The following is a 19,787-nucleotide window of genomic DNA, read 5'->3' on the forward strand; positions in this document are numbered from 1 at the left end:
TGCCCTGTCGCGGTGGTGGTGGCAAGTGCGGTTGCGACCGCCGCACGTGTGGAAATTAACCTTAATCGCAGGTTTGCATTGCGCGGACAGGGTTAACCGGCAAAGCTGGCATTAACCTGCTGTTAACCATGTAGCGAGTGACGAGTATGGCCATGGTGGCCCGGATATCGGTCATGACGACCCTGTTTTCCTTCGCGGCGGTGGATATCGTGCTTCCGCTCATCGTTCTTGTCGCGGTCGTGGCGATCAGCGAAACGCTGTTTGCCGCCGCGGACCTTCTGGCAACGCGGAGGAGAGCGGCATGAAGTGGTTCCTCATTCTCTGGGCGGGGCCGATTGCGCTGCTGGGCAGCTGGTACGGGCTGTCCTACTACGACATGAATTTCGGTATCTTCATGCTGACGCGCGATGCCCATGATCTGGTGTTCCGCATCTACGGGCACATTCTCGGCATTCCGCCGGAGAGCATTCCGCCGCTTGTCCTGCGCGCCATCATCCTCGACAGCTTCCTCGTGCTCGGCATCATCGCCTTCCGCCGCCGCAAGAAGATCGCGGCCTGGTGGCAGGCGCGCCGTCAGTCGGCGCCGGCCGTCCTGGCCAGGGATGAAAGCCTGTCCAGCGCGCCCTGAAGGATGAAGGACGCAGCCGCCGAGTCGATGCGCTCGGCCCGCTTCTTGCGCGAGACATCCATTTCGATCAGCGTGCGTTCCGCCGCCACCGTCGAAAGCCGTTCGTCCCAGAAGACGAAGGGAATATGCGTTTTCTCCGACATGGAGCGCACGAAGGCGCGGGTGGCCTGCACGCGTGGACCGGCGCTGCCGTCCATGTTGACGGGCAGGCCGATGACGAAGGCCGCGATCTTCTCTTTCGCTGCAAAGGCAAGCAGCAACTCGGCATCCTGCGTGAATTTCACGCGCTTCAGCACAGGCCGGGGTGTCGCGAGCCGTCGGCCGATATCGGAGACCGAGAGGCCGATGGTCTTGGTGCCGAGATCGAGGCCCGCGACAGGCTGGCCGGGGGCGAGGACCTGCGACAGTTCTTCCAGCGTCAGTGTCGCCATGGGCCTGCCTCTCACCGTTTGCGGACGAATTCGGTGCGCAGCACCAGGCCGCGGATGCTTTCATGCCGGCAGTCGATTTCCTCCGGGTTGTCCGTCAGGCGGATCGAGCGGATCACCGTTCCCTGCTTCAGCGTCTGGCCCGCACCCTTGACCTTCAGGTCCTTGATGAGCACGACCGAATCGCCATCCGCCAGCACATTGCCGGCGGCGTCGTGCACGGCGCTCTGCGCAGCCTTTTCCGCTGCGATCTCGGAAGCCGGGCGCCATTCGCCGGTCGCTTCGTCATAGATGTAATCGTCGTCGCTCATGGCGAACTCCTTCTTCAATCATGAGCGCCACGCTTATAACGATCCGGCGGCGGATGGAAACGGCCTTCGCGCCGACTATATTGCGTGACGAATCCAAACCGGAGACTTCCCATGAAAATCACCTGGCTCGGCCACTCGGCTTTCCGCATCGAAACGGCGAAGGCGAAGATCCTCATCGACCCGTTCTTCACCGGCAATCCCGCCTTCGACGAGGCGACGCGCAAGGACGCCGTTTCCGGCCTCACCCATATCCTGCTGACCCACGGCCACGGCGATCATGTCGGCGACACGATCGGGATCGCGAAGGAAACCGGCGCGACCGTGCTCGCCAATGCCGATCTCGCAACCTGGCTCGGCGCCAAGGGCGTCGAGAATGTCGATATGGGCAATACCGGCGGCACCGTGCATTTCGACGGTTTCTCGACAACCTTCGTCAACGCGCTGCATTCGTCGGCGCAGATCACCGAGGACGGCACCTCCCACTCGCTCGGCAGCGCCAACGGCCTGGTCCTGCATTTCGAGGACGAGCCGACGCTCTACCACATGGGCGATACGGATATCTTTTCCGACATGGCGCTGATCAACGAGCTGCACCAGCCGGAAATCGGCCTGGTGCCGATCGGCGACCGGTTCACCATGGGCGGTGCCGTAGCGGCACTCGCCTGCCAGCGTTTCTTCACCTTCGGCACCGTCATTCCCTGCCATTACGGTTCCTTCGGCATCATCGACCAGACGGCGGACCTTTTCGTGCAGGCCATGGAGGGTGCGTCCACCCGCATCGAGGTGCCCCAGGTCGGTGGCGTCGTCACGCGCTGAACCGCGGGAAATCGGGCGAGGGGGCGTGGAAGCGGCCATTCCCCCGTTGCGCCCCTTGGGCTTGGTCATTATAGCGAAGGGGAAATTTCCCACCGGAGACCGTCCATGTCCGTAGATCTAGCCACCGTGAAGCGCGTTGCGCGCCTTGCCCGCATCGCCGTCAGCGAAGAAGAGGCAAACCGCATGACCGGCGAGCTCAATGGTATCCTGGGCTTCGTCGAACAGCTGTCCGAGGTGAATGTCGAGGGCGTCGAGCCGATGACCTCAGTCACCCCGATGGAGATGCGCAAGCGCCAGGACATCGTCAACGACGGCAACAAGGCCGACGCGATCGTCGCCAACGCCCCGGCAACCGACCGCAATTTCTTCCAGGTTCCGAAGGTTGTGGAGTAATCCTTGGCCGTCACAATCGACGTCGAAAGCCCGCTTACGGATGAGGTTCGCACGCTGATCGCAGAGCTGAACTCGGTCCTGCTTGCGCTGTCGCCGCCGGAGGCGTGCTATAACCTCACCGTGGAGGAGATGGCCGATCCCACGGTGACGGTCTGGATCGCACGCGACGGCGACGCCGCGATCGGCTGCGGCGCGCTGAAGCGCCATTCCGACACGGTGGGCGAAGTGAAGCGCATGTTCACCCGGCCGGCCTGGCAGGGGCAGGGCGTCGGCCGGCTTGTGCTCGACAAGATCCTGGAGACCGCCGAACGGGAGGAGCTGAAGACGCTCGTGCTCGAAACGGGCGACCAGCATCCGGCGGCATGGGCGATCTATGAGAAGGCGGGTTTTACCCGCTGCGGCCCCGTGCTCGACTACCCGGACTCACCCTATTCCGTATTCTATCAAAAGCAGCTTCGTGCTGCCTGACCTGAAGTGACCGCACCCATGACCGACCTGACCCGCCTGACCATTGCCGAAGCCCGCGAAAAGCTCTCCGCCAGGGAGATCAAGGCGGTCGAGCTGACGGACGCGTATCTTTCCGCGATCGAGGCGGCCAATCCGGCGATCAACGCCTATGTCGCCGTGACGCCGGAAAAGGCGCGCGAGATGGCGAAGGCTTCCGACGCCCGCATTGCCGAAGGCAAGGCCGGTGCGCTCGAAGGCATCCCGCTTGGCATCAAGGACCTGTTTGCGACCGAAGGCGTGCACACGCAGGCCTGCAGCCACATCCTCGACGGCTTCAAGCCGCAATACGAATCGACCGTCACCCAGAACCTCTGGAACGATGGCGCCGTCATGCTCGGCAAGCTCAACATGGATGAGTTCGCCATGGGCTCGTCCAACGAAAGCTCCTATTACGGCGCCGTGAAGAACCCGTGGCGTGCAAATGGCTCCAACGCCGATCTTGTGCCGGGCGGTTCTTCCGGCGGATCGGCCGCGGCCGTTGCGGCCTTCCTCTGCGCCGGTGCGACCGCGACGGATACGGGCGGCTCCATCCGCCAGCCGGCGGCCTTCACCGGCACCGTCGGCATCAAGCCCACCTATGGCCGCTGCTCGCGCTGGGGCATCGTCGCCTTCGCCTCGTCGCTCGACCAGGCCGGCCCGATCGCCCGCGACGTGCGCGACGCCGCGATCCTGCTGAAGTCGATGGCGAGCGTCGACGCCAAGGACACGACCTCCGTCGACCGGCCGGTGCCGGACTACGAAGCGTCCCTCGGCCAGTCGCTGAAGGGCATGCGCATCGGCATTCCGCGCGAATATCGCGTCGATGGCATGCCGGACGAGATCGAGGCGCTCTGGCAGCAGGGCATCGCCTGGCTGAAGGATGCTGGCGCCGAAATCGTCGACATCTCGTTGCCGCACACGAAATATGCCCTGCCGGCCTATTACATCGTCGCGCCGGCCGAGGCCTCGTCGAACCTCGCGCGCTATGACGGCGTTCGCTACGGCCTGCGCGTCGACGGCAAGGACATCGTCGACATGTACGAGAAGACGCGCGCCGCCGGCTTCGGCACGGAAGTGAAGCGCCGCATCATGATCGGCACCTACGTGCTGTCGGCTGGTTACTACGACGCCTACTACCTGCAGGCCCAGAAGGTGCGTACGCTGATCAAGCGCGACTTCGAACTGGTTTTCAATGCCGGTGTCGATGCCATCCTGACGCCGGCGACCCCGTCGTCGGCCTTCGGCATCGCCGACGAGGAACTCGCGTCCGATCCGGTCAAGATGTACCTTCAGGACATCTTCACGGTGACGGTGAACATGGCCGGCCTGCCGGGCCTCACGGTTCCCGCCGGCCTCGACCACAAAGGCCTGCCGCTCGGCCTCCAGCTCATCGGCAAGCCCTTCGACGAGGAAAGCCTGTTCCGGACGGCCCACGTCATCGAGCAGGCCGCCGGCCGCTTCACGCCTTCCAAGTGGTGGTAAGCGGCAGGTAGCCTTCAGCAGGTCTGATGAACGACGTCGTCCAGCGTCGCGACAAGTAAGGGATCGCCCGGCCATGTGCCGGGCGGTGTCGTTTCGGGTGTATCATCGTTCTGGATAGCCGCGCGGGTCTCTCGCCGACTCACGCCAAGCGTGCTTTCATCGTGCCGGAGAGGTCTGGCGCATGGTCATGGTTCGTAATGCCCGGGAAGGCGATGTCGCAGCGCTCGTCGAAATCGGGACGAGGGCGTGGGAGCAGGCTGTGGTCGGGGTCGCCGATCTCCAGGTCCGGCGCGACCATGCCCGCAATGCCTTCGAGCAATTCCTGTCCGGCCACTGGCTGCATGTCAGCGTGGCCGAGACCGACGGCGCGCCCGCGGGCTGGGCGGCGCGCGAGGCGCTCGACGACGAGATCAGCGACCTCTGGATCGATCCTCTCCAGCAGAAGCGGGGATTGGGGACCGCGCTGCTGGCGGCTATGGAGGCGGAAATCGTCGCCGCTGGGTTCGAAGCGTCCAGGTTGCAGACCCACGCGCGCAACATTGCCGCCGTCGCCTTCTTCCAGAAGCATGGCTATTCGGTGAACTGGCTTTCCGTCGACTATTCGCCGCGTCTCGATCGTAATGTCGAATCGATCGGGCTGCGCCGCCAGCTCGTCGCCGATCTGCCGATCGGCTACGGGCCGGGCGGGTTCTGAAGGAGGCGCGGCCTTCGTCACGCCTCCGTCCTGTCACTGGTTGTCGAGTTGCGATCGCACCAGCTCAAGCCCTCGTTGCGTGATGCGGTAGGGCCTGCCGCCGGAAGAGGCGATGCAGCGCCGGCGTTTCAGCTTGCGGAAAAGATCGAGGTCGAGCCCACTCGCCCGCCATCCGTCGCGCGTGATGCAGGCGACGGTGATGATCTTGCGGTTCTCGTCTTTTTCGATGTCGATCCTACCGCCCTGGGCGAGCAGGTGGAGAATGCGCTGTTCTGCGCGGGAAATGTCCATTGTCGTGGGAATCCGTCTGGCGTTCGAACGAACGCGAAAAAACGTTCCGCCACCGGCGGGTGGCAGGGTTCATCGTTTTTCCGACCCTGTGCGCAAAAGCTGCGGACAGGGTCTCTAGCGGGACTCAGACGAGTTGGACATCAAGACTCCATTTGCGGATGTCCCTTAGATAAATCCGACATCTTCCATCGTCAACGTTACGACCAGATCAGCGAGTGATGCAGGAAGACGGCGGTCTTCACGCCGTTGGCCGAGGCAAGCGCGATATTGCCCGCGCCAAGCGCGATGTCACCGGCGGCATAGAGGCCGGGCAGGGATGTCTGCCCCGTATCGTCGGTCTGGAGGATGCTGCCGACGGGCGTTTCCTTCCGTTCGAGGCCGCGATTCCGCGGGATGTCGCTGCGCACGCGGGCTTCCGGACTGACGAACAGCGCCTTGACCAGTGTGGGAATGCCGGGGCCCGTTTCGACGGCGAGCATGCCGCCCGGCCCATCCGTGACGGCCGTCACGCGGCCGGGCCGCAGCTTCACATTGCGTGCCTCGAGCACGGCCAGATCCTTCTCGTCCGGCTCCGGCACCGCATTGGTGAAAAGCGTGACATCGCCCCAGTCGGCGACCACGGCCGCAAAACGCGCGGCGTCGGATGTGCGCGCCAGGACGCCGACCGCCCCTCCACCCACTTCGTAGCCATGGCAGTAGGGGCAATGCAGCACCGTCTTGCCCCAGCGTTCGGAGAGGCCGGGAATATCCGGCAGCTGGTCCTCGAAACCGGTGGCGAGTAGCACGCGCCGCGCGTCGATGCGTGCACCATCGCCGGTGACGACGGAGAAAGCGTCTCTCTCGCCCTCCAGCCGTTCGGCCGGCGCGTCGCGGAAGGTAACGGTCTCGTAGGCCGCAAGCTGGCGGCGGGCATCGGCGAGGATGTCGCCGCCCGGCCGGCCGTCCTGGGCGAGGAAGCCGTGCGAGTGGGCCGCAAACCGGTTGCGCGGCAGCCCCGTGTCGAGAATGGTGATGCGGCGACGGGCGCGGGCGAGCTGCATGGCAGCGGACAGGCCGGCAAAGCCCCCGCCGATGATGATGGCATCTTCGGTCATGATCGTCCTTTCCTGTGAGCGTGCGGCATCCTTCGCACGGCATGTACCGGGCGTTCGAAGGGATGCCAGGGAAGTGGCTGCCTTTAGCCGGTGTCGGTCCGGCAGCGTTTCGCCGCCACGCGGAAATCGGCGGCAAGATCGGCCAGCGTCGTGCCGGCAAAGCGCGCCATCAGGATGGCTTCCGCATCCTTCAGCGCGTCGCCGATCACCCGGTTGACGGATTGCTCGACAACGCAACCCGGCATCTCCGTCGCCGGGCCGATCTGGAAGACGATCGGCTCGCCGAGTGCATTGTAGATGTCGAGCAGCGAGATTTCGGCAAGCGGCCTGGCGAAGTGCCAGCCGCCGCCATGGCCGCGGCCGGATTGCACGATCCCGGCGTCCCGAAGCCCGGCCATGGTGCGGCGCACAACGACGGCGTTGGTATCGAGGCAGCGCGCGAGATCATCCGAGGTCATCGGCTCCTCGCGTTCGGCCATATGCATGAGTGCATGAAGCACGGCAGAAAGACGGCTGTTTCTTTTCATGTAACAACAATAGTTACGAATCGTGCCGTGTGTCAACACATGCGATGGAGAGGGATTGTCCGGTCGTGAAAACAGTGATGCAGAAGACTGGGAATTGTGACCTGAGGCCCTAGCTCTGAAGATCAAGCGGCCCGCTCGGAGCGCCCGCCTGCGGGGAAAACGGCGTCGTGAACGCCGTTCGCGCATTCGGAAGGGCGCTCCCTGATAAAGGTGTAGTCGATCCCTGGTTCATATGGAGCAGGTGGTTTTCTGCTTTAGAACCCTTTGTCCAGATGCATCGACTAGCTCGAAAATTGGTTCATCAGTCAATCGCAATTGCTTGGACTGATAAACGCGATTTTCCTGAAGCCATTCGTCGCTGTTGCGCCGCTTCGCAGACAGGCAGACACTTATCTTCTCATACGCTTTGCCATCATCGTATGAGTTGTGCTTGTAACCGTCCTGCGGGAAGATTTTCACGTTTTCGGAGATAAGGGCACTGGTTCCATCGGTCACCAAAAGTGTCACATCTTCGAAGGTAAGACCGGTTTCGTTTGTGAAGGTCACATACATTCCTTGCGGGAAGTAGTGCTTTTCACCTGCATTCGTCATGCGCTGATTGCTGCCGAGAGAAACGTCCAGGCTAATCCATTTTACCACGGTATCAACGAGTTGCCCGGTGTCCTGTTTGATCGCGACGGTTTGCTGCTTCAGCATGCCGACATTCTGCTCAATGCGCCCAAGGGAGAGTTGGATAGGTCTCAGATCCGGGAACACGACGACCAGAACTCCGCCCTCTTCCGATGCTTTGGAGGATGCTGCGGAGAAGACATAGATTATTCCCGCCAGGATAATGCAGGAAATGGCGAAGGGCGCCATCGACGTCTTGATCGATGGATCAACGCCGAACGTCTTCAGCAACTGTTCTGTTGCCGGTCTCTCCAGAACCGCACCCGCGATGCCTTTCACCGAGAGAAGTGCTGCCAAGGCGGCGACGAAAAGGAGCGCCATGAGAACGCCATTGAAAATGGTCTGGTTCTGGAGAACGTCGGCGCAGGCGGCTAGAATCGTGCAGAGCCCCATAAAAGTGGGATATGTGAATGTCTTGAGAACATGCATTGGTTTAACCCTATGAGATTATGACGAAATAGACGGCCAGCTATAAAGTTTTGATAAATTGCGAAGTATGGTCCTGAGCGAGTTTGTGACGTCAAAGGCATGAGCGGCGGCCTACTGACGCCAACGCATCCGCATGTAGATTTCCGGCGTTGCCTGCATGTCCCTTGCACCATTCGATAGTCACCTTGGGAAGTGCTTGCAGGTGAAGGTCAATCTCCCGCCATATCTCGGCATAAGGGATAGTCCGGGCCCGGCCACGCCCGCCAGAGGTCCTTTTGCGCCAAGCGCCTGACCGCCAAGCGAAGCGCCACTCGTTACACCCCCGGACGACGTAAATGGAATCCGAGAACAGGGTGACGAAATGGTCGTGGAGGTTCGCAGCGATCCATTGCAATGCTTCCAGTACGGCAGTCAGTTCTGCGGCGCTGTTGTCGCCACCGTCAAAGCCGCCGCGTTTGGCGGCCAGCTGGCCGGCAGCATGGCATGCGACGAAGCCCCAGCCACCCCGTTCTGCTATCGGGTCGTACGAACCGTCGGTGTAGACACAATAGTCACCGCTTTCGGCTTCATCAGAATAGTCGAGTCCCATTTGTGGCCTACATTCGCGTTTTGGGGGGGCGGTTCGGTCCCGGTGTCCGGAATCAGAAGTTACCTGTGCTTTCTGAGGGTGCAGAGTCTGAGTGTGTCTAGGCAAGCAGTTCAAGCCTTTACATTCGCTACAGGAAAGGACCAAAGATCAAGGCCATCGGGACCAGCACCGCCTGCAGGACGAAGATCGCCATCAACCGCGTGCGAAAGGGTTCCTTGCGTGTCTTGTGCCGCAACAAACGTTGCGCCGCGAAGGCGCCGAGGCTGCCGCCGAAGAAGGCGAGTTGCAGCAGGCGTGTTTCGGAAACACGCCGATGGCCGTCGCGCGCGGCTTCCTTGTCCCACCAGTAGACGCAGAACGTCACGACGTTGAAGAGGAGGAAGATGATCAAAAGTGTTGCCGGCGTGCCCATGGCGCGCTTTTACCCGCACAACCTTGCCGGCTGGCTAATGAAGGCCTGCGGCATCCGCTGAAATCCTTGCGCCGCCTGCCCATATGTTCTACCGAGACAACACCAAAGACACCACAACAAGAGCCTAAAATGACCCTCGTCGACGTCCGCACTCCCGATCCGAAACGCTTGATCCCCGGCGCCACCGGCGACTGGGAAGTCATCATCGGCATGGAGGTGCACGCACAGGTTCTTTCGAATTCGAAGCTCTTCTCCGGCGCCTCCACGGAATTCGGCAAGGCGCCGAACGCCAATGTCTCGCTCGTCGACGCGGCCATGCCCGGCATGCTGCCCGTGATCAATGAGGAATGCGTCAAGCAGGCCGTGCGCACCGGCCTCGGCCTCAAGGCGCAGATCAATCACCGCTCGATCTTCGACCGCAAGAACTACTTCTATCCCGACCTGCCGCAGGGCTACCAGATCTCGCAGTTCAAGGATCCGATCGTCGGCGAGGGCAAGATCGTCATCTCGCTCGGCCCGGATCGCCAGGGCAATTTCGAGGACATCGAGATCGGCATCGAACGCCTGCATCTGGAGCAGGACGCCGGCAAGTCGATGCACGACCAGCATCCGACCATGTCCTATGTCGATCTCAACCGCTCGGGCGTGGCCCTGATGGAGATCGTCTCCAAGCCGGACATGCGCTCGTCGGACGAGGCCAAGGCCTATATGACCAAGCTGCGCTCCATCGTGCGCTATCTCGGCACCTGTGACGGCAACATGGACGAGGGCTCGATGCGCGCCGACGTCAACGTCTCCGTGCGCCGGCCCGGCGAGCCCTTCGGCACGCGCTGCGAAATCAAGAACGTCAACTCCATCCGCTTCATCGGCCAGGCAATCGAATACGAAGCCCGCCGCCAGATCGGCATTCTGGAGGATGGCGGCTCAATCGACCAGGAGACCCGCCTGTTCGATCCCGGCAAGGGCGAGACGCGCTCCATGCGCTCCAAGGAAGACGCGCACGACTACCGCTACTTCCCCGATCCGGACCTGCTGCCGCTGGAGTTCGACAACGAATTCGTCGGCAAGCTTCTGGCCGATCTGCCGGAATTGCCCGACGACAAGAAGATCCGCTTCGTTAGGGATCTCGGTCTTTCGGTCTATGACGCCTCGGTTCTCGTCTCCGAAAAGGCGATCGCCGATTACTTCGAGGCCGTGGCGGCCGGTCGCGATGGCAAGATTGCCGCAAACTGGGTCATCAACGACCTCCTGGGCGCCTTGAACAAGGCCGGCAAGGACATTGAAGAGACCCCCGTTTCGCCCGATCAGCTCGGCGGCATCATCGATCTCATCAAGGATGGCACGATCTCGGGCAAGATCGCCAAGGACCTCTTCGAAATCGTCTGGAACGAGGGCGGCAGCCCCGCCGAGATCGTCGAAGCGCGCGGCATGAAGCAGGTGACGGATACAGGCGCCATCGAAAAGGCGGTCGACGAGATCATCGCCGCCAACCCCGATCAGGTCGCCAAGGTTCTCGCCAAGCCGACGCTTGCCGGCTGGTTCGTCGGCCAGGTCATGAAGGCGACAGGCGGCAAGGCCAACCCGCAGGCCGTTCAGGCCCTGGTCAAGGCCAAGCTCGGTATCGAGGACTGAAGCAATTCCAGGAAAGTATGAAGCGGTTTTCCGTCCGGAATGGCTTCAAAACAAGGAAACGACCATGTTCTTCGTCCGCACGGCTTCGGAACGCGACTTGGCAAAAGTCAGCGAACTGCTGTCGGCGACGTGGCACGCGACCTATGACGCGCTCTACGGCGCCGACAAGGTGAGCGAGATCAATGCGCGCCGGCATTCCGTGCCGGCGCTGAAGGAGCGGCTCGCGCGCACGGACGGCGAATTCGTCGTCGCCGATGATGGCAAGGCCTTCGCCGGCATGGGCTACGCCGCCACGGCGGAGGACCGGCCGAAGACGGCTGTTCTTCACCAGCTTTATGTCCTGCCGGATCATCAGCGCCAGGGCATCGGCCGCGACATGTTCGCGGAACTCGAAACCTGCTTTCCCGATGCCGAGACGATGCGGCTTCACGTCGAGAAGGACAACCCTCTGGCCGTGTCGTTTTTTGAACGCTTGGGGTTCGAGACCATCGGCGAAACAGTCGATGACTTCGCGGCGGGGATTGCCATGCTGATTCTGGAAAAGCGGCTCGATTTCTAAGGAAAGAGCGAAGCCTTAGCGGGAACCGCCAGGCGCCGGATACATGAAGGCCCGCCGTCCTTTCTGGTGGCGGGCCGCTTCGGCATGATGTCAGGCTTTGCCGATATTATCGGACCAGAACGGCGCGGGGCTCGTTATTGTCTGCGTTGAGCAGGATGTTGACCGAGGCGCCGGACGTCAGGTTTGCCGGAACCGGGACGCTCACGGGCAGGGCGACGCTCTTGCCGTCCTGGAGGCGAATGATGCCGGTGCGGGCATCGTAATCCTGAACGGTGCCGCTCAGCGATGCTGCGGAAGCCGAGCCGGCAACGAGGAGGGCGAGGGCGGCGGTGGAGAGAGCTACAGTGTTCATTTTAATCACCTTTATGTTTGGATTTTGATAAATTCAGCGGACCAGAACGGCGCGCGGCTGGTTGTTGTCTGCGTTGAGCAGGATGTTGACCGAAGCGCCGGACGTCAGGTTTGCCGGGACGGGAACGCTCACGGGCAGGGCGACGCTCTTGCCGTCCTGGAGGCGGATGACGCCGGTGCGGGCATCGTAATCCTGCACGGTGCCGCTGAGCGATGCTGCGGAAGCCGAGCCGGCAACGAGGAGGGCGAGGGCGGCGGTGGAGAGAGCTACAGTGTTCATTTTAATCACCTTTGTGTTTGGACGTGAGAAATTCAGCGGGCCAGAACGGCGCGCGGCTGGTTGTTGTCTGCGTTGAGCAGGATGTTGACGGCAGAGCCGGACGTCAGGTTGGCCGGAACCGGGACGCTTACGGGCAGGGCAATCGCCTTGCCGTCCTGGAGTCGGATGACGCCGGTGCGGGCATCGTAGTCATGAACGATGCCGCTGACGGATGCCGCAGAAGCCGAGCCGGCTGCGAGAACAGCGAGGGCGGCGGCGAAGAGAGCGGTCTTTTTCATGGTATTCACCTTATTTGCTGTGTGTCTGCCGAAGCGCCGTGTTGGCCGCTTCGATGAGTAGAATTTAGGGCCCTCATTAAATGGTTACTAGTGCAAGAACTGTGACCACAGCGTTCGGAAAAAAAGAACAGTATTTCAATAATTTATCGCAATCGCGTGATCGCCCTTGAATATTGCCGTCGGCGTTCCAACGCCTTTTTCTCCGGTGTTTCGAGCATCGGCGGGCGGCGAAAGCACGGACTTTGGAGACGCGAAAAGCCGTGGGCGAAGACGCGGGAATCGCTGGACATTCACACCCTGCCGCGCCATAAGCGGAGGAAATATCAGTCTCGGGCCGTGTTCGGCATGGCCCTGCCAAGGACGCCAGCCATGAGCCTTCTCACGCAGATCTTCACTTGGTGGAACGGTCAGACGATCGGCACCCGCTTTCACACCTGGCGCTTCGGCACGAAGGTCGGGCAGGACGAGTTCGGCAACGTCTACTATCAGGGCGGCAAGGATTCCGAAGGTCGCACCCGTCGCTGGGTCATCTATAACGGCTATGCCGACGCCTCCGCCATTCCGGCGGGCTGGCACGGCTGGATGCATCACCGCACCGATGTCTCGCCCGCTGACGAGGATTACAAGGCGCGCGAATGGCAGAAGCCGCATCGCGCCAACCCGACAGGCACGTCCGAAGCCTATCGTCCGCCGGGCTCGCTTGCCGCGACCGGTGAGCGTCCGCGCGTCACGGGCGACTATGACGCCTGGACACCGGGCAACTGATACCGATTTGGCCACATTTCGCCGGTAGCCCGAAGCGGCCGGCGAACGCTGGCGCAGATCGCAGGAGACGGCTTTCATGACATCAGGGTTTTCGCGGACAGGCGCCGGACGGCGGTTCCTTTCGGCCATGCTGGCAACAGTGGCCGTGGGGCTTGCCCTTGTGCCTGTCTCGGCCGAGGCCGCCCGTATCGAGAACCCGGTCGCCGTCTTCTCGGGCATCGACAAGATCACCGGCCGCATCACCAGCTTCGATGTCTACATCGGCGAGACCGTCCAGTTCGGCGCCCTCCAGGTCACCCCGAAGGTCTGCTACAGCCGCGACGATACCGAAGCGCAGAAGATCACCTCTTTCGTCGAAGTCGACGAAATCACCCTCGACCGCAAGATCCGCCGCATCTTCACCGGCTGGATGTTCGCCGACAGCCCCGGCCTCAATGCCGTCGAGCACCCCGTCTATGACGTCTGGCTCACCGAATGCAAGGCGAAGTCCGACGTCCCGCCGCCGGACGATTCCGAGGCGAAGGCGCAGTAAAGGCTGCGTTTACGGCTATCGATCATCGGGCTTGACCCGAGGATCCAAGTCTCACAGCACAATTCATCATTTCAAAACGGCAGATGCGGCGAAGCGAGTGCGTTTGCCAGCATGTCCTCGTAGTCGATCTTCGGCACGTCGATCGCCCCGAACGTCTTCAGATGATCGGTGGTGAACTGCGTGTCGAGCAGGCGGAAGCCGTTTGCCCTCAGTCGCTCCACCAGATGGACGAGGCAGATCTTGGAGGCGTTTGTCCGGCGCGAGAACATGCTCTCGCCGAAGAAGGCGGCGCCGAGCGACACGCCGTAGAGGCCGCCGACGAGCTGGTCGCCTTCCCATGCCTCGACCGAATGGGCGTGGCCCATGCGGTGCAGCGTGCCGTAGAGCGACTTGATCTTCGCATTGATCCAGGTGGACGGCCGGTCCGGCGCAGCCTGCGCGCAGGCCGCGACAACGGCGTCGAAGGCCGTGTCGAATCGGATCTCGAAGGGTTTTTGACGGATTGCCTTGGCGAGGCTGCGCGAGACGTGGAAGCCGTCGAGCGGGATGACACCCCGCATGTCCGGCTCGACCCAGAAGAGCTCCGGGTCATCGGCGGAATCGGCCATCGGGAAGAGTCCGATGGAGTAGGCGCGCAGCAGAAGATCCGGTGTTATTTCCGGATTGCCGCCGCGACGCCTTGCCATGGCCCAACGCCTCTCAGGCGTCGGTCGTGCTGGCCAGATAGTTCTCCAGCCAGTGGATGTCGTAGTCGCCGTTTGCGATGTCTTGGTTGGCGACCAGGTCCTGGAACAGCGGCAGCGTCGTCTTGATGCCGTCGACGACGAACTCGTCGAGCACGCGGCGCAGGCGCATCATGCATTCGACGCGCGTGCGTCCATGCACGATCAGCTTGCCGATGAGGCTGTCGTAGTAGGGCGGGATCTTGTAGCCGGCATAGGCGCCGGAATCGACGCGAACGCCCAGACCGCCCGGCGCATGGAAATGCGTGATCGTGCCGGGCGAGGGCACGAAGGTGCGCGGATCCTCGGCATTGATGCGGCATTCGATGGCATGGCCCGAGAAGACGATCTCCTCCTGCGTGACGGAGAGGCCCGCGCCGGACGCGACACGGATCTGCTCATGCACGAGGTCGATGCCGGTGATCGCTTCGGTGATCGGGTGCTCCACCTGGAGACGCGTGTTCATTTCGATGAAATAGAACTCGCCGTTCTCGTAGAGGAATTCGACCGTGCCGGCGCCGCGGTACTTCAGCTTCTTCATGGCGTCGGCGCAGATCTGGCCGATCTTCATGCGCTGCTCGACATTGAGGGCAGGCGAGTTCGCCTCTTCCCAAACCTTCTGGTGACGGCGCTGCAGCGAGCAGTCGCGTTCGCCCAGATGCACCGCATTGCCCATGCCGTCGCCGACGACCTGGATTTCGATATGGCGCGGCTTGCCGAGATACTTTTCCATGTAGACGGCGTCGTTGCCGAAGGCGGCAAGCGCCTCCGAACGCGCCGTCGAGACGGCCTCTTCCAGATCGGCCTCGGTCTTGGCGACCTTCATGCCGCGGCCACCGCCGCCGGCGGTCGCCTTGATGAGAACCGGGAAGCCGATCTTGCGGGCTATTTCCAGCGCGTTCTCCGGCTTCACCTCGCCGTCGGAACCCGGAACGACGGGGATGCCGAGTTCCTGCGCGGTCTGCTTGGCGGTGATCTTGTCGCCCATGATGCGGATATGTTCCGCCGTCGGGCCGATGAAGGTGATGCCGTGCGCGTCGAGGATTTCGGCGAACTTGGCGTTTTCCGACAGGAAGCCGTAGCCCGGATGCACGGCGTCTGCGCCGGTGATCTCGCAGGCCGCGACGATCTGGTGGATGTTGAGGTAGCTTTCGCGCGACGGGGGCGGGCCGATGCACACGCTCTCGTCGGCGAGGCGCACATGCATGGCGTCGGCGTCGGCCGTGGAATGCACGGCGACCGTGGCGATGCCGAGCTCCTTGCAGGCCCGAAGGACCCGGAGGGCGATTTCGCCGCGGTTGGCAATGAGGACTTTGGAGATCATGGGACCCGCCTTATTCGATAACGATCAGCGGTTCGCCATATTCGACCGGGCTTGCATCCTGAACGAGGATTTCGGTGACCTTGCCCGAACGCGGCGCCGGAATCTGGTTCATCGTCTTCATCGCTTCGATGATGAGGATGGTCTGGCCTTCCTTGACCGTCGCGCCGACTTCGATGAAGGGGCGGGCGCCGGGGGCGGGCGACAGATAGGCCGTGCCGACCATCGGCGCGGTGACCGCATTCTTGTTGCTGCGCGCGTCGGCGGCAGGCGCGACGGCTGCTGCGCTGACGGCGGTAGCGGCAACGGGCGCCGGAGCGGCCATCGGCGCCTGGACATATTGCGGCGTGCCGGCGCGCGAGACGCGGATGCGCAGTTCATCCTGCTCCACTTCGATCTCGGTCAGATCCGTCTCGTTGAGGATATTGGCGAGATCGCGGATCAGGGCCTGATCGATGCCGTTTTTCTTGTCAGCCATGGGAATGAGCCTCTGGTTCTTCTTATTTCGTGATGGATGAAAGCGCATGGAGCGCCAGGATGTAGCTCTGCGCACCGAAACCGCAGATTACGCCTTTTACGGCGGGTGCGATCATCGATTTGTGGCGGAAGTCCTCGCGGGCATGCACGTTGGAAAGGTGCAGTTCGACCACCGGTGTCTTCACGGCGCGGATGGCGTCGTGAAGCGCGATCGAGGTATGCGTGTAGGCGCCGGCATTGATCGCGACGCCGGCGGCGACATCGCCGGCCTCGTGAATCCAGTCGACCAGGTCGCCTTCATGGTTGGACTGGCGGAAATCGATGGCAAGGCCCAGCTTCTCGCCTTCGGCCCGGCACAGCGCCTCGATATCGGCGAGCGTCTGGCCACCATAGATGCCGGGCTCGCGTTTGCCGAGTGCGTTCAGGTTGGGGCCGTTGAGCACGAAAACTATTGAAGCCATTCGAAATTCCGCATGCTGGATGGAGGATTACCTATAGACCGGCGGTTTGCGCAGGGAAAGCCCCAAGGCGCGGGCTTTCCCGGTCGAAGGGACGTGTCCACAAGCGGTTAGGCTCCAACACCGCCAGCATGGCGAGAAGATGGCGGCGGTCAGCAACTCGCCTTTCCGCAGGCGCGGACATTGGCGATCTTTTCGCGCAGGTCGTCCGCCCCGACGGCGCCGAAGACCATTTCCTCGCCGACGACATAGGAGGGGGTCCCGGTAATGCCGAGATCGTTGGCGAGCGAATAGGCCTGACGCACCGCGTCGTCATGCGGCTTCTCTGTCATCGTCTTGCGCACGTCGGCTTCGGAAATGCCCAGGCTGGCGGCGAGCGCAATGGCGCTTTCCTCCGTCGCGCGGCCTTCGCCGCCCAGTAGCGTGCGGTGGAACTCGCCATACTTTTCCGGCGCGAGATCGCGCACGGCGGCGCTGACTTTGTGCGCAGCCAGCGAATCGGGGCCGAGGATCGGCAGTTCCTTCAGGACGAAGCGGACGTTCTTGTCGTCCTTGAGGATGTCTTCCATGTCGGACAGGGCGCGCTTGCAGTAGCCGCAATTGTAGTCGAAGAACTCGACGATCGTGACGTCGCCCTTGGGATTGCCGAGCGCGATATCGTAGGGCGAGTTGTAGATCGCCTTCGTATTGTCGGTGATGGCGGACTGGGCCTTGGCCTGTTGCTGCTCTTCCTGCTTCTTCTGCAGGGCTTCCTGTGCTTCGAGGAGGACTTCGGGGTTTTCGACAAGGTATTCCTTGATGAATTCGCCGATTTCCTTCTTCTGCGCGTCGTCGAGGGCAAGCGCCGGAAGGGGTGCTGCGACCGCCAGTGTAAGGGCTACGGTGGCCGCGAGCTTCGTCTTGAAAGTCATGTCTGTCCTGTCCTCGTCGTGATGCGCAGCAGAAGTGCCATTGGCCATACCGGCGCGTCAATGCGCGCGCGGCCACTTTCAACGACCTTATGGGCGCGGTGACGCAAACGACAGGGAAAAAGCGGCGGATTTCCGGCCCTCGCGGGATTGTGAATGTCGGCATCTTGCGGCAGGAAAGCCGCAGTCAGGAAGCGAAAGGCAACCTCATGAAGCTCTCCGCGCGCGGCGCCGTCGAACCCTTCCACGCCATGGACGTTCTTGCCGAAGCGACCAGGCGGCGCGCCGCCGGCCGGCCCGTCATTTCCATGGCGGTCGGCCAGCCCGTCCATCCCGCGCCGCAGGCCGCCCGCGAGGCCGCGCGCCGTGCGCTGGACGTGGGCCGTATCGGCTACACGGACGCGCTCGGCCTTGTGTCGCTGCGGACCGCCATTTCGGATTTCTACCGGCGTCACCATGGCGTGACTGTCGATCCCGCCCGCATCGCCATCACGACGGGCTCCTCCGCCGTTTTCAACCTCGCCTTCCTCGCGCTGTTCGACGCCGACGATCGCGTGGCGATCGCACGCCCGGGCTATCCCGCCTATCGCAACATCCTCGCCGCGCTCGGCATCGAGACGGTGGAAATCGAAGTGAATGCGGAAAACGGCTTCACCCTGACACCGGAGGCGTTGGAGGCCGCGGCTTCCGCGCACGGACGTATTGATGGCGTGCTCCTGGCGAGCCCGGCGAACCCGACGGGCACCGTGACGGGCCGGGCCAATCTTGCCGCCCTGTCCGCATACTGCCGCGACAACGGCATCGCCTTCATCTCGGACGAGATCTATCACGGGCTGACCTTCGTCGGCGAAGAGGCGACGGCGCTGCAGTTCGGCGAGGACGCGGTCATCATCAACTCGTTCTCGAAATATTATTGCATGACCGGCTGGCGCATCGGCTGGATGGTGCTGCCGGAAAAGCTGGTGCGCCCCGTCGAGCGCATCGCGCAAAGCCTCTACATCTCGGCGCCGGAACTGTCGCAGATTGCGGCGGAAGCGGCGCTTGGGGCCGAGGCCGAACTGAATGTCTATCGCGACGCTTACCGCGTGAACCGGGATTTCCTGGTGAAGCGCCTGCCCGAGATCGGCTTCTCCATCGCGTCGCCCATGGACGGCGCGTTCTATGCTTATGTGGATGTCAGCCGTTTCACCAATGACAGCATGGCCTTCGCGCGCCGCATGCTGGCCGAAACCGATGTGGCCGCCACGCCCGGTATCGACTTCGACCCGCGCGACGGCAACCACACCATGCGCTTTTCCTATGCCGGCGCCTTCGAGGAGATGAACGAGGCGGTCGACCGCCTCGCACGTTGGCTGGCCTGATGGCGTAAAGCGATTCCGTCTCAGGGACTTGCCGCGACAGGCGGACTCATTTTCTCAAGCACCTGAATCATTTTGTCAGACCCGGTTGATCGATACGCCGCCATCGACCAGCATCGCCGTGCCGGTCATGAAGCTGGCCGCATCCGAGCACAGGAAGAGTGCGGCTTCGGCAATTTCCTCCGGCGCGGCGATGCGTTTGAAGACATTGAGCCCCGCGACGAATTCCAACGCCTCCGGCGTATTGGCGACGTGGCGGCCCATCGGCGTATCGGTCGCGCCGGGCAGGAGCGCGTTCACGCGAATGCCTTTCTGGCCATATTCCGAAGCGAGAACCTGGGTGAGGCCGACGAGGCCGGATTTCGAGGCGGCATAGGCCGCCAGCCCCGGAAAGCCCGCGGTATAGCCGACAAATGTCGAGGTGAAGACGATGGAGCCGCCACCGCGCACCTCCATCGCCGGCAACTGATGCTTCGCCGCAAGAAAACCGCTGGTGAGATTGACGTTGACGACGGCCTGCCAGTCGGCGAGCGAAAGCGCGGGAAGCGCACCGACGGGTCCGGTGGTGGCGGCATTGTTGAAGGCGATATCGAGGCCGCCGAATTCTGCCTGCGCCGCTGCGACGAGAGCCTCGTGGTGCGCCTCCTCGCCGACATCGCCGGATAGGGCGATCGCCGTGCCGCCGTGTGCGCGGATGTCCTGCGCGACGGCCTCGAGCCGTTCACGGCCGCGAGCAGAAAGAACGAGGCTCGCGCCCTCACGGGCGAAAAGCAACGCGGCGGCGCGGCCGATGCCCGAACTGGCCCCGGTGATGATGGCGACCTTGCCGGAAAGGCGTGTCATGGAATGTCTCCTTGCTATGTCCAAGGACATCCGTGTCGCAAACGACTAGCCGGG

At 62.7% G+C, this 19,787-nt stretch carries 29 protein-coding genes; 12 read left to right on the top strand and 17 right to left on the bottom strand.

Annotated elements, in window-relative coordinates; all coding sequences use genetic code 11:
• The first annotated feature begins 173 nt into the window (after positions 1-173).
• Together K6301_RS25010 and K6301_RS05640 are read left to right on the top strand one after the other, a co-directional pair.
• The gene (locus K6301_RS25010; protein WP_281505879.1) at positions 174-305 is read left to right on the top strand and encodes a hypothetical protein; all 132 of its coding nucleotides are present in this window, start codon (positions 174-176) and stop codon (positions 303-305) included.
• Positions 302-628, top strand: a complete 327-nt coding sequence (locus K6301_RS05640; RefSeq protein WP_241596324.1) for a DUF6105 family protein — start codon at positions 302-304, stop codon at positions 626-628. The genes K6301_RS25010 and K6301_RS05640 overlap by 4 nt, the downstream gene beginning before the upstream one ends.
• Here K6301_RS05640 and ruvX read toward each other — a convergent pair.
• Both ruvX and K6301_RS05650 read right to left on the bottom strand, forming a co-directional pair.
• Entirely contained in the window at positions 574-1,059 is a 486-nt protein-coding gene (ruvX, locus tag K6301_RS05645; protein WP_247219826.1) for a Holliday junction resolvase RuvX, read from the bottom strand. The genes K6301_RS05640 and ruvX overlap by 55 nt on opposite strands.
• Before the next feature lie 11 nt (positions 1,060-1,070).
• Entirely contained in the window at positions 1,071-1,367 is a 297-nt protein-coding gene (locus K6301_RS05650) for an alkylphosphonate utilization protein (RefSeq protein ID WP_247219828.1), read from the bottom strand.
• A 111-nt stretch (positions 1,368-1,478) separates the two neighbouring features.
• On the opposite strand from K6301_RS05650, the gene K6301_RS05655 reads away from it, so the two are divergent.
• From K6301_RS05655 to K6301_RS05675, 5 genes are all read left to right on the top strand, one after another.
• A complete protein-coding gene (locus K6301_RS05655) occupies positions 1,479-2,183 on the top strand; it encodes a metal-dependent hydrolase (protein WP_247219830.1) in 705 nt (234 codons plus the stop codon).
• A 105-nt stretch (positions 2,184-2,288) separates the two neighbouring features.
• Positions 2,289-2,576, top strand: a complete 288-nt coding sequence (gatC, locus tag K6301_RS05660) for an Asp-tRNA(Asn)/Glu-tRNA(Gln) amidotransferase subunit GatC (RefSeq protein WP_134650703.1) — start codon at positions 2,289-2,291, stop codon at positions 2,574-2,576.
• A 3-nt stretch (positions 2,577-2,579) separates the two neighbouring features.
• The gene (locus K6301_RS05665) at positions 2,580-3,044 is read left to right on the top strand and encodes a GNAT family N-acetyltransferase (RefSeq protein ID WP_247219832.1); all 465 of its coding nucleotides are present in this window, start codon (positions 2,580-2,582) and stop codon (positions 3,042-3,044) included.
• 18 nt (positions 3,045-3,062) lie between these two features.
• Positions 3,063-4,544 carry an Asp-tRNA(Asn)/Glu-tRNA(Gln) amidotransferase subunit GatA gene (gene gatA / locus K6301_RS05670; RefSeq protein WP_247219835.1) on the top strand — a complete coding sequence of 494 codons (1,482 nt, stop codon included), beginning with the start codon at positions 3,063-3,065 and terminating at the stop codon, positions 4,542-4,544.
• A 181-nt stretch (positions 4,545-4,725) separates the two neighbouring features.
• Positions 4,726-5,238, top strand: a complete 513-nt coding sequence (locus K6301_RS05675; RefSeq protein ID WP_247219837.1) for a GNAT family N-acetyltransferase — start codon at positions 4,726-4,728, stop codon at positions 5,236-5,238.
• Between the two features lie 33 nt (positions 5,239-5,271).
• Here K6301_RS05675 and K6301_RS05680 read toward each other — a convergent pair whose 3' ends face one another.
• The 6 genes from K6301_RS05680 to K6301_RS05705 form a co-directional block, all read right to left on the bottom strand.
• Positions 5,272-5,529: a YjhX family toxin gene (locus K6301_RS05680; RefSeq protein WP_247219839.1), complete on the bottom strand. Its 258-nt coding sequence runs from the start codon at positions 5,527-5,529 to the stop codon at positions 5,272-5,274.
• Between the two features lie 197 nt (positions 5,530-5,726).
• Complete coding sequence (locus tag K6301_RS05685; protein ID WP_247219841.1) at positions 5,727-6,623, bottom strand: NAD(P)/FAD-dependent oxidoreductase; 897 nt, start codon at positions 6,621-6,623, stop codon at positions 5,727-5,729.
• Positions 6,624-6,706: 83 nt separating this feature from the next.
• Positions 6,707-7,150 carry an RrF2 family transcriptional regulator gene (locus K6301_RS05690; protein WP_247219843.1) on the bottom strand — a complete coding sequence of 148 codons (444 nt, stop codon included), beginning with the start codon at positions 7,148-7,150 and terminating at the stop codon, positions 6,707-6,709.
• 228 nt (positions 7,151-7,378) lie between these two features.
• Positions 7,379-8,248 carry a hypothetical protein gene (locus K6301_RS05695; protein WP_247219845.1) on the bottom strand — a complete coding sequence of 290 codons (870 nt, stop codon included), beginning with the start codon at positions 8,246-8,248 and terminating at the stop codon, positions 7,379-7,381.
• 91 nt (positions 8,249-8,339) lie between these two features.
• Complete coding sequence (locus K6301_RS05700; protein ID WP_247219847.1) at positions 8,340-8,837, bottom strand: ribonuclease HI; 498 nt, start codon at positions 8,835-8,837, stop codon at positions 8,340-8,342.
• A gap of 127 nt (positions 8,838-8,964) precedes the next feature.
• A complete protein-coding gene (locus K6301_RS05705; protein WP_247219849.1) occupies positions 8,965-9,228 on the bottom strand; it encodes a DUF1294 domain-containing protein in 264 nt (87 codons plus the stop codon).
• A gap of 150 nt (positions 9,229-9,378) precedes the next feature.
• Between K6301_RS05705 and gatB the strand changes: the two genes are divergently transcribed.
• Positions 9,379-10,881: an Asp-tRNA(Asn)/Glu-tRNA(Gln) amidotransferase subunit GatB gene (gene gatB, locus K6301_RS05710; RefSeq protein ID WP_247219851.1), complete on the top strand. Its 1,503-nt coding sequence runs from the start codon at positions 9,379-9,381 to the stop codon at positions 10,879-10,881.
• Positions 10,882-10,945: 64 nt separating this feature from the next.
• Positions 10,946-11,440, top strand: coding sequence for a GNAT family N-acetyltransferase (locus K6301_RS05715; RefSeq protein ID WP_247219853.1), 495 nt, complete (start codon positions 10,946-10,948; stop codon positions 11,438-11,440).
• Between the two features lie 106 nt (positions 11,441-11,546).
• On the opposite strand, the gene K6301_RS05720 is transcribed toward K6301_RS05715, so the two are convergent.
• From K6301_RS05720 to K6301_RS05730, 3 genes are read right to left on the bottom strand one after another with little or no spacing between them, the layout of a single operon-like run.
• Positions 11,547-11,792: a hypothetical protein gene (locus tag K6301_RS05720; RefSeq protein WP_247219855.1), complete on the bottom strand. Its 246-nt coding sequence runs from the start codon at positions 11,790-11,792 to the stop codon at positions 11,547-11,549.
• Positions 11,793-11,825: 33 nt separating this feature from the next.
• Positions 11,826-12,071 carry a hypothetical protein gene (locus K6301_RS05725; RefSeq protein WP_247219857.1) on the bottom strand — a complete coding sequence of 82 codons (246 nt, stop codon included), beginning with the start codon at positions 12,069-12,071 and terminating at the stop codon, positions 11,826-11,828.
• A 32-nt stretch (positions 12,072-12,103) separates the two neighbouring features.
• Positions 12,104-12,349, bottom strand: coding sequence for a hypothetical protein (locus K6301_RS05730; protein ID WP_247219859.1), 246 nt, complete (start codon positions 12,347-12,349; stop codon positions 12,104-12,106).
• 369 nt (positions 12,350-12,718) lie between these two features.
• On the opposite strand from K6301_RS05730, the gene K6301_RS05735 reads away from it, so the two are divergent.
• Together K6301_RS05735 and K6301_RS05740 are read left to right on the top strand one after the other, a co-directional pair.
• Positions 12,719-13,114: an NADH:ubiquinone oxidoreductase subunit NDUFA12 gene (locus K6301_RS05735; RefSeq protein WP_134650691.1), complete on the top strand. Its 396-nt coding sequence runs from the start codon at positions 12,719-12,721 to the stop codon at positions 13,112-13,114.
• Positions 13,115-13,241: 127 nt separating this feature from the next.
• A complete protein-coding gene (locus K6301_RS05740) occupies positions 13,242-13,646 on the top strand; it encodes a DUF2155 domain-containing protein (protein WP_247220512.1) in 405 nt (134 codons plus the stop codon).
• 71 nt (positions 13,647-13,717) lie between these two features.
• Here K6301_RS05740 and aat read toward each other — a convergent pair whose 3' ends face one another.
• The 5 genes from aat to K6301_RS05765 all read right to left on the bottom strand — a co-directional run bounded on the left by aat (position 13,718) and on the right by K6301_RS05765 (position 17,535).
• Positions 13,718-14,332, bottom strand: a complete 615-nt coding sequence (aat, locus tag K6301_RS05745; protein WP_247219861.1) for a leucyl/phenylalanyl-tRNA--protein transferase — start codon at positions 14,330-14,332, stop codon at positions 13,718-13,720.
• Positions 14,333-14,345: 13 nt separating this feature from the next.
• Complete coding sequence (gene accC / locus K6301_RS05750) at positions 14,346-15,692, bottom strand: acetyl-CoA carboxylase biotin carboxylase subunit (RefSeq protein WP_247219863.1); 1,347 nt, start codon at positions 15,690-15,692, stop codon at positions 14,346-14,348.
• 10 nt (positions 15,693-15,702) lie between these two features.
• The gene (gene accB / locus K6301_RS05755; protein WP_247219865.1) at positions 15,703-16,167 is read right to left on the bottom strand and encodes an acetyl-CoA carboxylase biotin carboxyl carrier protein; all 465 of its coding nucleotides are present in this window, start codon (positions 16,165-16,167) and stop codon (positions 15,703-15,705) included.
• 22 nt (positions 16,168-16,189) lie between these two features.
• Complete coding sequence (gene aroQ / locus K6301_RS05760) at positions 16,190-16,627, bottom strand: type II 3-dehydroquinate dehydratase (RefSeq protein WP_247219867.1); 438 nt, start codon at positions 16,625-16,627, stop codon at positions 16,190-16,192.
• A 149-nt stretch (positions 16,628-16,776) separates the two neighbouring features.
• Positions 16,777-17,535, bottom strand: a complete 759-nt coding sequence (locus tag K6301_RS05765) for a DsbA family protein (protein WP_247219868.1) — start codon at positions 17,533-17,535, stop codon at positions 16,777-16,779.
• A gap of 206 nt (positions 17,536-17,741) precedes the next feature.
• Here K6301_RS05765 and K6301_RS05770 point away from each other — a divergent pair, with 206 nt between their 5' ends.
• On the top strand, positions 17,742-18,893 hold the full coding sequence (locus tag K6301_RS05770) for a pyridoxal phosphate-dependent aminotransferase (RefSeq protein ID WP_247219870.1): 1,152 nt from the start codon (positions 17,742-17,744) through the stop codon (positions 18,891-18,893).
• Between the two features lie 75 nt (positions 18,894-18,968).
• On the opposite strand, the gene K6301_RS05775 is transcribed toward K6301_RS05770, so the two are convergent.
• The gene (locus K6301_RS05775; RefSeq protein ID WP_247219872.1) at positions 18,969-19,733 is read right to left on the bottom strand and encodes an SDR family oxidoreductase; all 765 of its coding nucleotides are present in this window, start codon (positions 19,731-19,733) and stop codon (positions 18,969-18,971) included.
• Positions 19,734-19,787 lie beyond the last annotated feature (54 nt).

The organism is Shinella oryzae (assembly GCF_023038235.1).
Classification (GTDB): domain Bacteria; phylum Pseudomonadota; class Alphaproteobacteria; order Rhizobiales; family Rhizobiaceae; genus Shinella; species Shinella sumterensis.

Bases quoted from the DNA above. Each gene is read 5' to 3' on its own strand.
- K6301_RS05700 (WP_247219847.1), bottom strand. From the start codon at position 8,837: ATGGGACTCGACTATTCTGATGAAGCCGAAAGCGGTGACTATTGTGTC.
- K6301_RS05675 (WP_247219837.1), top strand. From the start codon at position 4,726: ATGGTCATGGTTCGTAATGCCCGGGAAGGCGATGTCGCAGCGCTCGTC.
- K6301_RS05695 (WP_247219845.1), bottom strand. From the start codon at position 8,248: ATGCATGTTCTCAAGACATTCACATATCCCACTTTTATGGGGCTCTGC.
- aat (WP_247219861.1), bottom strand. From the start codon at position 14,332: ATGGCAAGGCGTCGCGGCGGCAATCCGGAAATAACACCGGATCTTCTG.
- gatC (WP_134650703.1), top strand. From the start codon at position 2,289: ATGTCCGTAGATCTAGCCACCGTGAAGCGCGTTGCGCGCCTTGCCCGC.
- K6301_RS05740 (WP_247220512.1), top strand. From the start codon at position 13,242: ATGCTGGCAACAGTGGCCGTGGGGCTTGCCCTTGTGCCTGTCTCGGCC.
- K6301_RS05775 (WP_247219872.1), bottom strand. From the start codon at position 19,733: ATGACACGCCTTTCCGGCAAGGTCGCCATCATCACCGGGGCCAGTTCG.
- K6301_RS05725 (WP_247219857.1), bottom strand. From the start codon at position 12,071: ATGAACACTGTAGCTCTCTCCACCGCCGCCCTCGCCCTCCTCGTTGCC.
- ruvX (WP_247219826.1), bottom strand. From the start codon at position 1,059: ATGGCGACACTGACGCTGGAAGAACTGTCGCAGGTCCTCGCCCCCGGC.
- K6301_RS05765 (WP_247219868.1), bottom strand. From the start codon at position 17,535: ATGACTTTCAAGACGAAGCTCGCGGCCACCGTAGCCCTTACACTGGCG.
- K6301_RS05720 (WP_247219855.1), bottom strand. From the start codon at position 11,792: ATGAACACTGTAGCTCTCTCCACCGCCGCCCTCGCCCTCCTCGTTGCC.
- K6301_RS05685 (WP_247219841.1), bottom strand. From the start codon at position 6,623: ATGACCGAAGATGCCATCATCATCGGCGGGGGCTTTGCCGGCCTGTCC.
- K6301_RS05690 (WP_247219843.1), bottom strand. From the start codon at position 7,150: ATGAAAAGAAACAGCCGTCTTTCTGCCGTGCTTCATGCACTCATGCAT.
- K6301_RS05730 (WP_247219859.1), bottom strand. From the start codon at position 12,349: ATGAAAAAGACCGCTCTCTTCGCCGCCGCCCTCGCTGTTCTCGCAGCC.
- accC (WP_247219863.1), bottom strand. From the start codon at position 15,692: ATGATCTCCAAAGTCCTCATTGCCAACCGCGGCGAAATCGCCCTCCGG.
- gatB (WP_247219851.1), top strand. From the start codon at position 9,379: ATGACCCTCGTCGACGTCCGCACTCCCGATCCGAAACGCTTGATCCCC.
- accB (WP_247219865.1), bottom strand. From the start codon at position 16,167: ATGGCTGACAAGAAAAACGGCATCGATCAGGCCCTGATCCGCGATCTC.
- K6301_RS05735 (WP_134650691.1), top strand. From the start codon at position 12,719: ATGAGCCTTCTCACGCAGATCTTCACTTGGTGGAACGGTCAGACGATC.
- K6301_RS25010 (WP_281505879.1), top strand. From the start codon at position 174: ATGACGACCCTGTTTTCCTTCGCGGCGGTGGATATCGTGCTTCCGCTC.
- gatA (WP_247219835.1), top strand. From the start codon at position 3,063: ATGACCGACCTGACCCGCCTGACCATTGCCGAAGCCCGCGAAAAGCTC.
- K6301_RS05650 (WP_247219828.1), bottom strand. From the start codon at position 1,367: ATGAGCGACGACGATTACATCTATGACGAAGCGACCGGCGAATGGCGC.
- K6301_RS05770 (WP_247219870.1), top strand. From the start codon at position 17,742: ATGAAGCTCTCCGCGCGCGGCGCCGTCGAACCCTTCCACGCCATGGAC.
- K6301_RS05715 (WP_247219853.1), top strand. From the start codon at position 10,946: ATGTTCTTCGTCCGCACGGCTTCGGAACGCGACTTGGCAAAAGTCAGC.
- K6301_RS05680 (WP_247219839.1), bottom strand. From the start codon at position 5,529: ATGGACATTTCCCGCGCAGAACAGCGCATTCTCCACCTGCTCGCCCAG.
- K6301_RS05640 (WP_241596324.1), top strand. From the start codon at position 302: ATGAAGTGGTTCCTCATTCTCTGGGCGGGGCCGATTGCGCTGCTGGGC.
- K6301_RS05655 (WP_247219830.1), top strand. From the start codon at position 1,479: ATGAAAATCACCTGGCTCGGCCACTCGGCTTTCCGCATCGAAACGGCG.
- aroQ (WP_247219867.1), bottom strand. From the start codon at position 16,627: ATGGCTTCAATAGTTTTCGTGCTCAACGGCCCCAACCTGAACGCACTC.